Origin of the sequence: Salsuginibacillus halophilus (assembly GCF_003014715.1) — a bacterium.
GTDB classification, from domain to species: domain Bacteria; phylum Bacillota; class Bacilli; order Bacillales; family Marinococcaceae; genus Salsuginibacillus; species Salsuginibacillus halophilus.
In genome coordinates this window covers 11,877-27,232 of record NZ_PYAV01000010.1, presented here as the reverse complement: position 1 = coordinate 27,232, position 15,356 = coordinate 11,877, and the positions used below count along the sequence as shown (strand labels likewise).

The 15,356-nt window shown below is 44.8% G+C and carries 12 protein-coding genes; 4 read left to right on the top strand and 8 right to left on the bottom strand.

The window, feature by feature from the left end:
* Nucleotides 1-27 precede the first annotated feature (27 nt).
* Nucleotides 28-1,350: a serine hydrolase gene (locus B0H94_RS10455; RefSeq protein ID WP_181315358.1), complete on the bottom strand. Its 1,323-nt coding sequence runs from the start codon at nucleotides 1,348-1,350 to the stop codon at nucleotides 28-30.
* A gap of 509 nt (nucleotides 1,351-1,859) precedes the next feature.
* Here B0H94_RS10455 and B0H94_RS10450 point away from each other — a divergent pair.
* Nucleotides 1,860-3,044: a CynX/NimT family MFS transporter gene (locus tag B0H94_RS10450; RefSeq protein ID WP_106589218.1), complete on the top strand. Its 1,185-nt coding sequence runs from the start codon at nucleotides 1,860-1,862 to the stop codon at nucleotides 3,042-3,044.
* A gap of 168 nt (nucleotides 3,045-3,212) precedes the next feature.
* Nucleotides 3,213-5,891 carry a cation-transporting P-type ATPase gene (locus B0H94_RS10440; protein ID WP_106589216.1) on the top strand — a complete coding sequence of 893 codons (2,679 nt, stop codon included), beginning with the start codon at nucleotides 3,213-3,215 and terminating at the stop codon, nucleotides 5,889-5,891.
* Nucleotides 5,892-6,497: 606 nt separating this feature from the next.
* On the opposite strand, the gene B0H94_RS10435 is transcribed toward B0H94_RS10440, so the two are convergent.
* Nucleotides 6,498-7,460: a bile acid:sodium symporter family protein gene (locus B0H94_RS10435; protein WP_106589215.1), complete on the bottom strand. Its 963-nt coding sequence runs from the start codon at nucleotides 7,458-7,460 to the stop codon at nucleotides 6,498-6,500.
* 194 nt (nucleotides 7,461-7,654) lie between these two features.
* On the opposite strand from B0H94_RS10435, the gene exaC reads away from it, so the two are divergent.
* A complete protein-coding gene (exaC, locus tag B0H94_RS10430; RefSeq protein ID WP_106589214.1) occupies nucleotides 7,655-9,175 on the top strand; it encodes an acetaldehyde dehydrogenase ExaC in 1,521 nt (506 codons plus the stop codon).
* Nucleotides 9,176-9,192: 17 nt separating this feature from the next.
* A complete protein-coding gene (locus B0H94_RS10425; protein ID WP_106589213.1) occupies nucleotides 9,193-9,543 on the top strand; it encodes a DUF779 domain-containing protein in 351 nt (116 codons plus the stop codon).
* 56 nt (nucleotides 9,544-9,599) lie between these two features.
* Here B0H94_RS10425 and cudC read toward each other — a convergent pair whose 3' ends face one another.
* The 6 genes from cudC to nhaC form a co-directional block, all read right to left on the bottom strand.
* A complete protein-coding gene (cudC, locus tag B0H94_RS10420; protein ID WP_106589212.1) occupies nucleotides 9,600-10,226 on the bottom strand; it encodes a choline uptake/conversion transcriptional regulator CudC in 627 nt (208 codons plus the stop codon).
* Nucleotides 10,227-10,322: 96 nt separating this feature from the next.
* Nucleotides 10,323-10,607 (bottom strand): DUF3006 domain-containing protein, encoded by a 285-nt coding sequence (locus B0H94_RS10415; protein WP_106589211.1) that lies wholly within the window; start codon nucleotides 10,605-10,607, stop codon nucleotides 10,323-10,325.
* Nucleotides 10,595-11,887, bottom strand: a complete 1,293-nt coding sequence (locus B0H94_RS10410; protein ID WP_245893983.1) for an MBL fold metallo-hydrolase — start codon at nucleotides 11,885-11,887, stop codon at nucleotides 10,595-10,597. Before B0H94_RS10410 ends, B0H94_RS10415 begins: the two co-directional genes overlap by 13 nt.
* A 5-nt stretch (nucleotides 11,888-11,892) precedes the next feature.
* Entirely contained in the window at nucleotides 11,893-12,978 is a 1,086-nt protein-coding gene (locus tag B0H94_RS10405) for a DUF4236 domain-containing protein (RefSeq protein WP_181315357.1), read from the bottom strand.
* Nucleotides 12,979-13,121: 143 nt separating this feature from the next.
* Nucleotides 13,122-13,541 (bottom strand): hypothetical protein, encoded by a 420-nt coding sequence (locus tag B0H94_RS10400; protein WP_106589208.1) that lies wholly within the window; start codon nucleotides 13,539-13,541, stop codon nucleotides 13,122-13,124.
* Nucleotides 13,542-13,849: 308 nt separating this feature from the next.
* The gene (gene nhaC / locus B0H94_RS10395; protein ID WP_106589207.1) at nucleotides 13,850-15,250 is read right to left on the bottom strand and encodes a Na+/H+ antiporter NhaC; all 1,401 of its coding nucleotides are present in this window, start codon (nucleotides 15,248-15,250) and stop codon (nucleotides 13,850-13,852) included.
* Between the last annotated feature and the right edge of the window lie 106 nt (nucleotides 15,251-15,356).

The following is a 15,356-nucleotide window of genomic DNA, read 5'->3' as shown; positions in this document are numbered from 1 at the left end:
TTTTCTACGATTTTGTCACAACTGTTATCAATGCCCTAGACGTTCGATCACGTTTTGCCGAAAATCCTCTTCTTCAATCATTGCTTGCACAAAGTCAGAAACGCCACCGCTAAGTCTTTGTTGTTCATCTCGTTCTAAGTCATCCAATAACACAACAAGCTGCATTTTTGTGCCGTCTCCTTTTTCTGCATAAACAGCTTCTGTACGCACAAAAGCTGTGGAACCACCTTTACCGCCGACAACAGGAGTATAGTATTCGTGAAACTGACTTCCTGCGCTTTCCCATTCAAACAGATTTGCCAAAACCTCCTCATCAGATTGAAATGGCAGGTCTCTGTTTTGTACAGCTTGCATCATCTTGGCATATTCTTCAGCTGTTCCCTGCGGCAGCCGGTCCGACCAAACGCGCTGCTGCTTAAGCGGTTGACGAAAGGACTCCTGTGCATAATCTGCTTCTTCTGCAAGCAGTTCAGCGTGCACATCCCAAGCTTTTTCACGGTAAGCATCTTCACTCAGCTCCGCTAAACTCGCTGCGATCTCTTCCTCCGAAGCATCGCTGTTCTCCTGCTGCTTACGTTCGGCAAGCATTAAAGAGCCTACCACAGGATGCGGCTTTGTATGATGTTGCATCTCCATATCCTCGAGCACACCATTGACTTCTTCAGTGCCCAGCTCCTGCAGAAGATAATCTGTATTGGCATTTGAACTGTAAGTCATCATACCTTCAGCTACTTTTAACAGACGAACTTCCCCTGCTGCATTGGTTTCGTCAGAGAGTTGATCAAGCCAGGCTTGGTGGCCGCCGCCATCAGAGTCTGGAATATGAAGACGCTCAAGTGTTTTTAAAGATACGTTCTCTTCCGGATTCAGATCACCTTTTGCCGCTTGTTTAGCAAATGTTAAGGCGAGTACGGTTTTATATGTACTTGCCATTGGAAGTGCTTCACTTTCATTCACTGCAACTTTAACTTCTTCATCTTCTATGTAAACAATTGAAGCACTCTCAGGATCTTCAGCGAAATAATTGAACACATCGCTCGCCGTACCTTGCGTATGAAGTTGAGACACACCAAGCCAAAATAAAAAAACGCTGAATACACGAAGGAGCCATTTACTAATCAGCCCTTTTTCTTCATTAAATATAAATAAAACAGCTAATATTATTAAAAAACTGTTCGTCCAATCAATGCTGCCGTAAATATAGCTGTAAACAGCAATATAGCCTACCGCGATAACAATACCCGACAATCGAACATACGACATAACCGTTCGCTTTTTAACAACAAACCATTGATAAGCTTCTTGTATAAATAACCCTATGATTAGCACTAAAAAAAGCAGCTCAATCAAAATAACACCTTCTTCCAGTTTATCTCTCAGACTGTCGACAAAGTACAAACCTAACATTCACGGACAGCACCGCCGCGGGCTGCCATTAAAAACCGAATCATGAACGTAACCAACACTACTGACGGACGGCTGACAAGCATCGGCGGCGACACCACCAGGAACAGCACGAGCCGAAAATCCCGCAGGCAGTGGTTTTCTGCCGAGGAAGTTGAGGCCGTGCCGGGGGCTAAGAAGACACGGTGAGATCAAGCTTTAGCGTAGATCAACCCGATGTCACACTTGTGCCCTCCGGGTGCAAGCGTCCGCCGAAAAGCGACGTCAGCCCACGCTTTTCTTGAAAATTTGTTTACACGCTTATCTCTATATCATTTTTACGTAGCAATCCGCCTGGACGTTTCAAAAAATGTAAGGTCGTTATGATTTGCTTATCAAAAGTACAAGCTGTAGTGTTATAGTAAATTGCTAGTTAAGCAATACTAATTTGTTTCATAGAAAGGCAGCGTCTATATATGCAGCTTTCTTCACGCTTTCAATTCATTTTGTTTGTTGCAGGTATTATTTTCATCGCCTTTAATTTACGCCCTGCGATTACAGCTGTCGGGCCCGTCATTCCGTTTATCCGTGAAGACACTGGAATGTCGAGTGCCGCTGCCGGAAGTTTAACGACAATCCCATTGATCGCCTTTGCCATTTTTTCAATTGCAGCTCCAAGATTCGGCCGGCGCGTTGGGCTTCGCACAGCGCTTTTTATTGCGTTAATTGTGCTAAGTGCCGGCATCTTTATCCGCACTGCTCCTTTTGTTCCTGCCATTTTAATCGGAACCGCCTTTATCGGCACCGGTATCGCTGTACTGAATGTGCTGTTGCCAGGGTTAATTAAAGAAAGTTTCCCCGCCAAGGTCGGAGTGATGACAAGTTTATATACATCCTGTATGGCACTGATGGCCAGTATCGCTAGCGGGATCAGCGTACCTTTGGCTGATAATGCCGGCCTCGGTTGGAACGGCTCACTTGCTGTATGGGGGATTTTAGCTGTCTTAGCTCTTTTCACATGGCTGCCGCAGATTTTACACTATGGTACTCATAACCGTCCTGAACAAACAGAAACGGTGGCGCGCAATTATTCCCTCTGGCGCTCACCGCTTGCTTGGTATGTGACATTATTTATGGGGTTTCAATCGTTCCTTTTTTACAACGTCATCGCTTGGCTCCCGGACGTACTGCAATCTTTCGGCTTAACTTTAAGTTTTGCCGGCTGGCTGTTGTTTTTATTACAAATTGTCGGTCTCCCCGGTAGTTTTGCCGTTCCTTTAATTGCTGAGAAGCTGAAAAATCAAAAACCACTCATCGGTGTGATCTGCACCGTTTATATTTTAAGCTTAACAGGTCTATTGAGTGCACTGAACCTGCCTGTCATTATCATTAGTGTCATTCTTCTCGGACTTGGACAAGGGATGGCGATTAGTCTCGCTTTAACATTTTTCGGCCTGCGTGCAGCAAATGCCCGAGACGCAGCCGGTTTATCCGGGATGGCACAGTCTTTCGGCTACTTAATTGCAAGCGTTGGCCCGGTTGCTATGGGAATGGTATATGACCTTTTCGGTACGTGGGAACCATTTTTATTTACGCTGCTTGCAGCTGTCGCTTGTATTGGCATATTCGGCTGGCGTTCAGCGGAAGCTAAGTATGTGTAATAGCTTATTCGATTATACCCCCTTAGGTTTAACTGAAACGTGTTTAAAAAAGGGCAAAAACGTCAATTGTTACTATAGGAGAAAAATAGTTTTTAAAGAACTTGCTGCAATTGAACTCAAGTTCCACAACTTCACAATGTACTTAGCAAGTAGAGAGGTGGAAGCCCTATGAACGAATCATCACAGCATACACAATGGCACGACAAAAACTTAGACGAAACGATCTCATCTTTAGAAACTGATCAAACAAACGGGCTTAACAACGAACAAGTGCAGAAGCGTCTCGAAACGCACGGGCTTAACAAGCTGCCAGAAGCAGATCAAGAAAGTACCTTCATAAAGTTTTTAAAGCACTTTCATGACGTACTAATTTATATCCTCCTTGTTGCCGGGATTATCACCTTTCTTCTCGGTCACTACATTGATACAGCTGTCATCCTGCTTGTGGCAGTCATTAATGCAAGTATCGGATTTTTCCAGGAAAGTAAGGCGGAGCAGGCGCTTGAAGGCATACGTAACATGCTCTCACCTGAAGCAAATGTCCTTCGTAACGGGGAACGACAGAAAGTTGATGCATCTGAAGTCGTTCCAGGCGATATTGTTTACTTAAGCGCCGGTGATAAAGTTCCTGCTGACCTACGGCTGATTACTGCGGACAATTTAAAACTGGAAGAAGCCGCACTCACCGGCGAATCAACTTCTACGGAAAAGCAAACGGACGTTTTATCGTCTGACCTTGTGATCGGCGACCAAATTAACATGGCTTTTTCAGGTACATCAGTTACTTCTGGTAGTGGTGCTGGCATTGTTGTCGCTACCGGCGAACATACTGAAATTGGTAAAATTAACTCCTCAATTTCCGAAGTTGAAGAATTAAAAACACCACTGATGAAGCAGACGGACCGCTTCGGCAAACAAGTCGCTGTCTTCATTCTCCTCGCTTCGGTCGTCATGTATATGTTCGGGCTGTTTGTCCGTGACTACGGACCTTTTGAATTGTTAATGTCGATCATCGGACTTGCTGTTGCCGCTATTCCGGAAGGCCTGCCGGCAATTATTTCAATCATTCTTGCCCTTGGCGTGCAAAACATGGCAAAGCGCAACGCCATTGTGCGTAACCTTCCTTCTGTCGAAACACTTGGTGCTGTATCTGTCATTTCTTCTGACAAAACAGGGACATTAACGAAAAATGAAATGACTGTCACCCAAGTCATTACAAGACAGGACGAGTATAAAGTCACAGGGACCGGCTACGCCCCTGAAGGCGCTTTACAACAAAACGGCGAAGAGATCGATGACGAAAAGCATCCTGCTTTATTAACTTTAGCTGAAGCGATGATCACGTGTAATGACGCTGTACTACGTGAGCAGGATGATGGGCAGTGGACGATTAACGGTGAGCCAACCGAGGGCTGCCTGCTTACACTAGCTGCAAAAATTGATGTTGATATCCCTCGCCGCGAGGTTGAATCAAAAATTCCATTTGATTCTGAATATAAGTACATGGCTGTGCTAACCGAGCGAGAAGATGAAAAAATCATTTATATTAAAGGAGCTCCTGACCGCTTGTTTGATATGGCGGAAAAAGGCGAAAACAATTTTGATAGAGCTTACTGGGAAGATAAAATGAAAGAGCGTACGACCCAAGGCGAACGGGTTCTTGGTGCAGGTATGAAAAAGGTTCCTCAAGACAAAACAGAAATCACGCATGAAGATTTAGAAGAAGGCGTCGAATTTCTCGGCTTAACCGGCATCATTGATCCACCACGCGATGAGGCAATTGAAGCCGTTAAAGACGCGCAGAAGGCTGGCATCCGTGTCAAAATGATTACCGGTGACCATAAGGATACCGCCATTGCCATCGGGGAGCAGCTTGCCATTGGGGACGGCAAAAAAGGCCTCGAAGGACGGGAAATTGACCAGATGACAGATGAAGAACTCTCTGAAGCTGTCATGACTTATGATATTTTCGCACGTACTAGTCCGGAAAATAAGCTCCGGCTCGTTCAAGCCCTGCAGGAAAATGATCAAGTTACTGCCATGACAGGTGACGGGGTCAATGATGCTCCGGCCCTCAAGCGTGCAGATATCGGTGTTGCCATGGGTGTCAAAGGAACAGAAGTTGCAAAAGAATCGTCGCAGATGGTACTTGTCGATGATAACTTTGAAACAATCGAAGGCGCTGTTGAAGAAGGCCGCCGGGTCTACTCTAACTTAAAAAAGACGATTTTGTTTATTTTACCGACCAACGGGGCCCAATCCTTTTTAATCATGATCAGCATTTTATTAGGTGCAATGATGCCTTTAACACCGATTCAAATCTTGTGGGTGAATATGGTCATTGCCGTTACAGTTTCTCTTGCGCTTGCTTTTGAACCGCTTGAGGAAGGGGCAATGAGGCGGCCGCCTCGAGATGTAAATACACCATTACTCACACCGTACTACATTTTCAGGATCGTTTTTGTATCGCTCTTAATCGGCGGCGGAACGATGATCTTTTATTTAAACTTGATTCAACAAGGTTATGACAGCAGTACAGTAAATACGATTGTTCTGCAGACCATTGTGATAATGCAGATGTTTCACTTGTTTAATTGCCGAAATGAGACGGGCTTTGCCTTTAACCGCAACTTCTTTAAAAATAAAGTCGCTTTTCTCGTCTCTGGTGTGTTAATCGCGCTGCAGGCTTTCATTCTTTACGTTCCATTTATGAATACAGCATTTGAAACCAAGCCAATTGGAATCATTTACTGGCTAATTCCATTAGTCATGGGTGCTGCAGCGTTTATTATTATTGAAATCGAAAAAACAGTCACACGAAAAATCATGGCACGAAAACAAGCATAGCTAACTTTTGAGGCTGCCCATAAAAGTGGGCAGCCTCAGCGTGTAGACATGCTTTTTAGAAAAGCGGGGGCTGACGTCGCTTTTCGGCGGACGCTTGCCCCAGGCACGGCCTCAACTTCCTCGGCAGAAAACCACTGCCTGCGGGATTTTCGGCTCGCGCTGTTCCTGGTGGCGTCGCCGCCGGTGCTCGTCAGCCTAGCATCATTTGAGGGTCATGCATTGTAGAGGTTCTTTTTGATCAAGCAATAGCTACATGAATCAGTTACATCATGATGCTTTGTAAACGATCAAGCGAACCATACACGAAAGACAAATGTAAAAGTAACCGAAACGAAAGACGGCGACTCCCAGAGGATTAAGCGCAGGCTGAAGATCCACTTGTTCGATTGGTTTTTATTCGAACAAGTTAGCTGAAGCCAAGCCCTCGGGAAAGCGTCCGTCTGGCGTGAAGGTTACATTCATGATTCAGTTTTTTGTCATCTTCATGCGGCAGTCCGCGGCTCGGAGCAGTAAGCTGTCCGTGATTGTTTGGTTTTGTACTTTGTCGATAGTTTAATGCTACCCGCTTTTATGGGCAGCATTAGTTTATGAATGATTTTTTAGCACCTAACTATTCGGTGGGTGTTCATTTTCAAGTCCTTCTCCTTCTTTGCTTTTACGGTCGCGATTCCATAGCGACACTAATGCCGTACCGGAAATGTTGTGCCATACAGAAAATATTGCACTCGGCAGCGCAGCGAGTGGATTTAAATGGGCTGTTGCAAGTCCAGCAGCAAGACCGGAATTCTGCATCCCCACCTCTAAACTGATCGCCCGGCGCTTCGTACGATCTAAGCCGGTGAAAACTGCCGTGAGATACCCAAGTAACAATCCGAAAGTGTTGTGCAAAATGACCGCTGCAAAAACGAGCGCAGAGCCTGTAAGCACTTCTTCTTGATTTAAGCCCAAAATCGCAGCAATAATCGCTAAAATTGCTGCGACAGAAACGACCGGAAGTGCTGCAACCGAACGTTCAACAGCATCTGGAAATGTCCGGCGCACCAAAACTCCAAGCACAATCGGAACAATGATGACTTGTAGAATTGAAACCACCATATCCCCCGCACTGACCGGAAGCCACTGCCCGGCAAGTAACAAAAATGCAGCTGGGGTGAGAAGTGGCGCAAGCAGCGTAGAAACGCTTGTCATGGCGACAGATACAGCAACATCACCGCGTGATAAATACACCATCACATTCGAAGCTGTCCCCCCCGGACAAGCCCCTACAAGTACTAGACCTGCCGCAAGTGCCGGCGGCAGCTGCAAAGCATAAGCAATGACAAAGGCTGCGAGCGGCATAATAACAAACTGTGCCGCTAGACCAATAAATACCGGGAGCGGTTTTTTAGCTACCGCTTGAAAATCAACCGGGCGCATTGTTAACCCCATTCCGAACATGACGACACCTAACAACAAATTAATATAAGGCGCAATCCATATAAATGCATTCGGCTGCACTAAAGCAACGATCGAAACAACAATAACGAGCACTGCAAAATATTTACGAATGATTTGTCCTATCTGATTCATGATCCACCACCTTTGCTTGATTTGAATAGTAGAATTTGTAATTGTTAATTTTAATTTCTTTTTTACTTTAAAGCAATCTTCTTGATCATCTTTAATCATCTTTTGTTCATAATAGATTATGTTTTCCAACTAAAAGAAAACGTGCTAAAATAAGTTTTAAGAAATCGCTTTCATTTTTGTTAAGGAGTGATGTTATGAAATATGCAGCGCCTAACAGTCCAGAAAGCCTTGTTCAGTTTAAAAAACGTTACGATAATTTTATCGGTGGTGAGTTCCGTCCACCAGCCAACGGCGAATACTTTGAAAATACTACCTCTGTCACTGGCGAAGTCTTCTGTGAAATTGCCCGTTCAACAAAAGATGATGTGGAACTGGCACTTGAACACGCCCATAAAGCAAAAGAAGCATGGGGAAAAACGCCGCCGGCAGAACGTGCACTCATTTTAAATAAAATTGCTGACCGCATGGAAGAAAACCTCGAAAAACTAGCAGTAGCTGAAACGTGGGACAACGGGAAGCCGGTTCGTGAAACACTTGCAGCTGATGTACCACTTGCGATTGATCACTACCGCTACTTTGCCGCAGCGATTCGCAGCCAAGAAGGAAGTTTAAGCCAGATTAACGAGGATACCGTAGCTTATCATTTCCATGAACCGATCGGTGTTGTAGGCCAGATCATTCCGTGGAATTTTCCATTACTCATGTCCGCATGGAAAATTGCACCGGCGCTTGCAGCAGGCAATGCCGTCGTCATTAAACCTGCAGAACAAACGCCAGCTTCGATTTATGTATGGCTTGAATTAGTCCAGGATCTGCTCCCGGACGGTGTGCTTAACGTAGTGAGCGGTTTCGGCGTTGAAGCCGGTAAACCCCTTGCTTCAAGCCCCCGGGTCGACAAGGTTGCCTTCACCGGTGAGACAACCACAGGACGCTTAATTATGCAGTATGCTTCTGAAAATATCATTCCTGTTACGCTGGAGCTCGGCGGCAAATCACCAAACCTATTCTTTGAAGACGTCATGGATAAAAACGATGACTTTTTAGAAAAAGCATTGGAAGGATTTTCTCTCTTTGCTTTAAACCAAGGTGAAGTGTGTACTTGTCCATCACGCGCTTTAGTGCATGAATCGATTTATGACGACTTCATGCAAAAAGCCATTGACCGGGTTAATAAAATTACAGTAGGCGATCCACTTGATACAGATACGATGATGGGAGCTCAAGCATCCAAAGAACAAATGGATAAAATCGTTTCCTACCTTGATATCGGCAAACAGGAAGGTGCCAAAGTGTTAACCGGCGGTGAGTCAATGAAGCTCGATGGTAACCTTTCCGGTGGTTATTACGTGCAGCCAACCGTATTTGAAGGCAATAATCAAATGCGGATCTTCCAAGAAGAAATTTTCGGTCCGGTCGTTTCAGTTACATCTTTTAAAGATCATGATGAAGCCCTTCGAATTGCAAATGATACATTATACGGCTTAGGCGCCGGGGTATGGTCACGTAATATTAACACAGCTTACCGCTTCGGGCGCAATATTGAAGCCGGCCGCGTCTGGACGAACTGCTATCACGACTACCCGGCTCATGCAGCGTTTGGCGGGTATAAAAAATCAGGGATTGGTCGGGAAAACCACCTCATGATGCTTGATCATTATCAACAGACGAAAAATCTCCTCGTCAGCTACGGGGAAAAACCGATGGGACTCTTTTAAAGGAGGCGTGGTGCTGCATGGTTGAACGTGTGACAGCTACAGACGAAGCTGTGGCGCTCATTGAAAAGCTAAAAGGGCGACATGGCCCGCTGATGTTTCACCAATCCGGCGGGTGCTGTGATGGCAGTTCCCCGATGTGCTATCCTGATGGAGAACTGCGTGTCGGAGAACAAGACGTTTACCTTGGTGAAATCGGCGGAGCCCCATTTTACATTTCCGCCGATCAATACAATGCCTGGAAGCATACGCAGCTGATTATCGATGTCGTTGATGGCCGCGGTGGTATGTTTTCTCTCGAAGGTCCTGAAGGCGTCCGCTTTTTCACCCGTTCGCGCGTTTTTGAAGATGAAGAATTGAAACAACTGTAAAAATAGGTAAACGAAGCGCCGCCTGCATACTGCAGACGGCGCTTCAACATATAAGATTAATCATTCATATTCCGGCCAAAGCGACGCTCTTGGCGGTACTCATTCATCATGTCAAAAATTTCTTCGGTACGGAAAAGCATGATCAATTCCTGCAAAAAGTGATAATACTCTCTAGCCTGCTGAATTTTTTGCAAATCATCCTCTACACTCTCACGCAATGCTTCCGGCAGCTCTTCATCATTGAGCAGCTCTTTAAAATACGGCTCCGCATCTTTAATAGCATCTAAATTCACATCTAATTCGTATTCCCAACGCTTCGTGAAGAAAGAAATAAATGTTTTAAACAAATCAGTTTCTGCCTGATACAAGTCTTTCCTTTGTTTTTTCTTATAAACCCGCTTGACCATTTTATTTTCTAAGAGCCGCTTCACGCCGGTACTCATCGCTGCCTTACTCATATCAAGCTCTTCGCGGAGGTCATCTAATGTTGAAGGGTTTTCATGAAAATACATCGCGCCATAAATTCGACCAACAGAAGGAGGCGCACCATACAAGTCCATTGTTTCAGCAATCGCGTTTGTCACCATTGAACGGATATCGTCAATCTGCTCTTTATATTTTTCATACTGCTCGTCACTATTCGACAAGTTTTCTTCACCTGTCTCGTATTGCTCATCACTCATGCTTTTCACCTCATTTGTGCACGCTTTACGCTTTCATGCAATGGTCACATTATACAACGGAGCCAGCCCTTGAACAACCCGCAGACGGGAGGGAAGTTATTTCTTAAAACGACTTCCTGCTTTTTTCTGCAGACGCGCCTTGCTTTCAGCAGCCCGCTGACGTGCTTTTTTTCTTTCATCTTCAGCTAATCTTACCTCTTGCACCGTGTCATCAAACAAATGAAACGTCACGTGCGAACCTTCTTCACTTGAGCTTGGAAGCTTCCCAACCTCTGCATGATACGTTTGATTTGTTACTTGATCTATAATGACTGCCTGCGCACCATCTACTATTCGGTCAATGACCCCATGCCGTTGATTTTTTTTCATCATTGTACGCATGCTGTCCCTTCTGCTTGAATTTCCTCGAGACGTCCCGCACCGATCCCATCAATACGGTCTAACCCGGAAACACTTTGGAACGGGCGGTGCTCTTTGATGGACTGGGCCCGGGCTTCACCGATATGAATAATATCTTCTAGTTTTTGGGCGCCTGCTTCATTAATATTTATACAACCTTGCTCGGACGGTTTTGCGTCTTCATAATTTGAATCAGTTGCTTGTGAAGTCTCCTGTGGGTCGTGAACATGAAACACATTACCACTTTGAGACGTTGAGACTTCAAAGGATGCTCCATTAGAAGTCACCTCAACATCTCCATGAATATCAGTACCATAGGTTTCAATACTTCTTTCTTGTAGTGAATTGATGACTTCATCATGCGGATGACCATACTGATTATCTGCCCCTGCTGAATATACCGCAACTTCCGGAGCCACCTCATCTAAAAATTGCGGGATGTTTGAAGTTGAAGACCCGTGATGACCGAGCTGAAAAATATCTGCCTGCAGATCATGACCCCGATGGATCATATCAAGCTCAGTCTCTTCTTCAGCATCTCCGGTGAACACAACATCAACATCACCGTGTGACACTTTAAATGAAACTGACCCTTCATGAAGATCACCGGTTAATTGTTCAGGGTTAAAAACTTCAATGTCAAATGGATCAATTTCATACCTATCGCCAGCACGAGGCTCTTCATACCGCTCAGCGTAAACATCAATAGCTGCTAAGGCATGCTCGTACGTCTGCGTCGAATGATCATCTCCACTCATCCATACTTCATCCACGTCAAGTTCACGCAATACTGATTCGAACTGCCCGATATGATCAGCATGGGGGTGCGTGCCGATCAATACATCCAACGATGTCACATCACGTGCTTGTAATGCAGGTAGAACATCATCTCGATCATGCCGGCCTGCATCAATGAGAATGGTCGTGTCTTCGCCTTCAATAAGCGTAGCATCCCCTTGGTCTACGTTTAGAAAAGTAACGACCGCCTCACTCTTTTCACTGGTTTCCTCTTCATCATTTGAATCTTCTTGTACATCTACTTCTTGTTTTAAATCATCACTTTCTTCGCGAGGCCCCTCATTTTCATTTAACGTATTCTCACTAGTTTCCCCTTCGTCTTGTTCATTTTCCTCTTCATCTGATTCATCGGATTCGTAAACTGAGGATTCTTCTACCGCTTCTTTTTCGTCTGCAGCTGTTCCACAAGCCATTAACCCGGCCGCGATAGCTGTACTTACGACGGTTCGGGCTAAAAGCTTCATATTTTTCACACATCTTCCTCCTCTAACGGCTGCACCGCGCGTGTACCTTTTGTCTTCAAAAAGTTTAATCGGTGCGGCAGCTCTTCCACAATTTCAGTAAGTGGTAAATGCGTTTGATCGAGTTGATACTCTAAATCACGTCGTACGCCGACCGTGAAAATTGTACTTTCTGAGCCATCGGCATCTGGTCCTTGAACATGTACGACAACTTTTTCAAGCGGAGTGTGAGCCACTGCTTCACGCATGACAAGCACTGCCAGTGCCAACACATAATCGCGCCACAAGGCATAATATTCTGTTTTTGTTAAGTTTTTCTCCGAAAGCTTGCCGGTTTTTGTCACATGGTAACGAACATGAGGTACTACTTCTTCGTCATCTGTAAGAAAAAGACGTAGAACCGCGGTATCTGTCGCGATACTTTGAACATCGAGCCGGCCTTTTAAGTTTTTCAAAAGCTCTGCCGCTCCTGCTGACATGATCTCCGCTTTCATTGTTTCTGGATCGCCTGCGACCATTCGCTTTGCACGGGCCACATCTTCCTGCCAAGCTTCATACAATGCACGATCTTCCTGCTTTGCATTTTCTAATTCTGATTTTAATGCTGCTCTTTTTTTATGTTCGCGCCGAAATAAACGATCAAAAATTGTCGGTCGATATGCTTCAAGGCGCCGCCGGGCTGCAGCTTCATTCGGGCCCGTCTCTTCTTCTGTAAATGGTGGTAAAGCTTCTGCTTCACCAACCCAGTCGACTTCCTCAACATCTGCTTGGTGAAACGTACGCAGCTGCTCCATCCAGCCTTCCCACGCATCTCTATACGCTTCAGCCTGTTTACGTGCCGACCCTGCCTGCTGTCTTTGCCCACTTAAAGAACCAGCTGTGTCATTCGAATGCTGCTTTGCTTTTTTAGACGTGCCAAAGCGCTTCTCATAAAACACACCTGTACCAGGAAGCGTTGCCCGTGCCCGGGGGCCGCTTGAACCTACCCCGAGCCGCAATCCTTTTCCACCAAAAGAAAGGCCAGCCCCCCGTTTACTGAATGTTATACGTGCACCTTTACCAAGCTTTTTACTTTTTCGAAATCGAAAGCCCATATAATCCTCCATTATGATTGGCATCATTTGTATACGGTAGATCTACGCCAACGAACGAAAAGCGCTGTATGCTGTATATAAAAAATCTTACCACCTGATGGGTTTTGTTTCATCCCATAGGGGGTAAGAAATATAACATTCCTTTAAAAATATGGACGATCAAGAAAGCGCTCGACAAAACAAGCTGCTCCTGATGTGACAGTCGTATCCATCACCATCTCAATCCCATAAATGCCGTGTTCGTTCAAATCAAGTACACAAGATTGTTCGCGGGTGCTGTAAACTTCAGTTTCTGCATGAAATTTAATCTCTAATTGCGTTTTTGTCTCCTCAATACTTCCAGGAAGCAGCATATAATCGAGACGTTTAATTTTTGGTACCCCGATCGGCATGACCGGTCCCTCCTCTAAGAGCGTCCGTCTAATCCTGACCCCTACCCAATTGGAAGCCCGGTCGTAAAGAAAATAACCATCAGCATCAGGGAAAGAATCAGACGGCTGACTGATTGCATCTTTATGCTGTAAATAAATATATACCAGGCCATTTCGAATTGAAATGAGCATACCTTTTCCCCCTTCATTCGTAAACTTAAAATATGTGGCTGCCTGTGGAAGGGAATGGTTGTTCAACACCAGCAAGTAGGCAACGATACAATTAACAAATCTTTTGTGTCTTTTAATAGAATATTTCCTTTTCTTTCACCTTCGCTACATCCTCATGCCTATCCCCTTTTCTTAAAAACATTAAACATTATTATTTTTAAATAGTTTTAAAGTACATGTGTTTAATTATAACTCACGCTGTATTATTAAAAAAGAGCGTAGAATACTGTCTCTAACAGATCCACGCTCTTTTAAGAAGTGATTCGATTTTATGTCGTTTTTCGTTCGTTTTCCGCTTCTGCCATACCAATGTTTATCCACCCATACAATATGGCCAGTACAGGACCAATTAAACAAAACACGGCAAAAGGTGCATAAGCGAGCACATCAACTTCAAGCACACTTGCCATAAACGCCCCGCTCACACCGTACGGAATTAATGCGTTAATTAAAGTCCCGCCATTTTCTAAGGCTCTCGACATATTTTTTTGTGCTAAACCTAATTCAGCATATTTTGAAGCATAAGCTTTGCCGGTTAAAATCACCGACATGTACTGCTCCCCAAGCAGAAGGTTAATGCCGATACCGGTACCGACGGTTGAAGTAACAAGCCTACCGGTGCTTTGAACAAATGAACGAATCGCCTGCATAAGCTGCTCAATTAAACCGAGTGAAGACAACACCCCACCCATACTAAGGGTTAAAATTAAGAGCGATAGCGCAAACATCATACTCTCTATTCCACCTTGAGCTAAAATGGAATTAAGCTGTTCATTTCCAGTATCAGGAGCATACCCTGCTTGAATGAATCCTAAAAACTCACTCATCGTATACCCTGGCGAAAAGATTAACGAAGTGAGAAGCCCAGCACCGATCGCTGCAGCGATTGTTGGTATTGCCGGAACACGCATCACTGCGAATATGAAAATCACCAATAGCGGTAACAAAGCCAGTGGATGAACAATCTGCTCTGCGCGCAAGTCGCCCATTAACGTTTGTAAATCTGATAAGTCTGCTGTTGCAGCACCTCCGCCGATGATAAGGTAAAACCCAAGACAAAGGAAAAAGGCAGGGATGGTTGTCCAAAGCATATGGCGAATGTGTTCAAACAAATCAACGCCGGCGATCGATGAAGCTAAGTTTGTCGTATCTGAAAGCGGCGACATCTTATCACCCACGAGGGCGCCGGAAACAACTGCACCAGCTACGAGTGCTAAGTTCATGTCCATTAACGCACCTAACGCCATAAAAGAAACACCGACGGTTGAAGCCGTGGTAAATGAGCTTCCGACGGCCGTGCCAACTAGTGCCGTTACAACAAAGATGCTTGCAACGAAAATTGACGGATGAATTACTTGAAAGCTGTAGTATATAATGCTTGGAATCGTGCCTGAACTCATCCATATGCTAATTAATATACCAATCAGTAAAAAGATAACAATCGGAATAATACCGGCTTCTATCCCTTTTTTGATTCCTTGTTCGGTTTCATTCCAAGGAACTCGTTTCATAAAGCTATATGCAATTAATAATAGCAGGACAAAGAATATCGGAACTTGTGGTGCCGCTTCAAACACGAGCAGACCCGGACCTATAATTGCTAAAATCCCGATAAAAATCAGTACTGCCTCCGTCGTTGAGGCAGGTGATACTTGTTCTTGTTCAGTCAATCACCCCACACCCTTTCGTTACATCAATACTTGAACGCTTTTATGTGTTAAAACAAAATACATGAATGAACGCGCTAGTCTTTTGCAAGACAGCACGTTCCGTGAG

What these genes read in the sequence shown, in the direction of transcription:
- B0H94_RS10450 (WP_106589218.1), top strand. Translation starts at nt 1,860, where the DNA reads ATGCAGCTTTCTTCACGCTTTCAATTCATTTTGTTTGTTGCAGGTATT.
- B0H94_RS10440 (WP_106589216.1), top strand. Translation starts at nt 3,213, where the DNA reads ATGAACGAATCATCACAGCATACACAATGGCACGACAAAAACTTAGAC.
- B0H94_RS10435 (WP_106589215.1), bottom strand. Translation starts at nt 7,460, where the DNA reads ATGAATCAGATAGGACAAATCATTCGTAAATATTTTGCAGTGCTCGTT.
- exaC (WP_106589214.1), top strand. Translation starts at nt 7,655, where the DNA reads ATGAAATATGCAGCGCCTAACAGTCCAGAAAGCCTTGTTCAGTTTAAA.
- B0H94_RS10425 (WP_106589213.1), top strand. Translation starts at nt 9,193, where the DNA reads ATGGTTGAACGTGTGACAGCTACAGACGAAGCTGTGGCGCTCATTGAA.
- cudC (WP_106589212.1), bottom strand. Translation starts at nt 10,226, where the DNA reads ATGAGTGATGAGCAATACGAGACAGGTGAAGAAAACTTGTCGAATAGT.
- B0H94_RS10415 (WP_106589211.1), bottom strand. Translation starts at nt 10,607, where the DNA reads ATGCGTACAATGATGAAAAAAAATCAACGGCATGGGGTCATTGACCGA.
- B0H94_RS10410 (WP_245893983.1), bottom strand. Translation starts at nt 11,887, where the DNA reads ATGAAGCTTTTAGCCCGAACCGTCGTAAGTACAGCTATCGCGGCCGGG.
- B0H94_RS10405 (WP_181315357.1), bottom strand. Translation starts at nt 12,978, where the DNA reads ATGGGCTTTCGATTTCGAAAAAGTAAAAAGCTTGGTAAAGGTGCACGT.
- B0H94_RS10400 (WP_106589208.1), bottom strand. Translation starts at nt 13,541, where the DNA reads ATGCTCATTTCAATTCGAAATGGCCTGGTATATATTTATTTACAGCAT.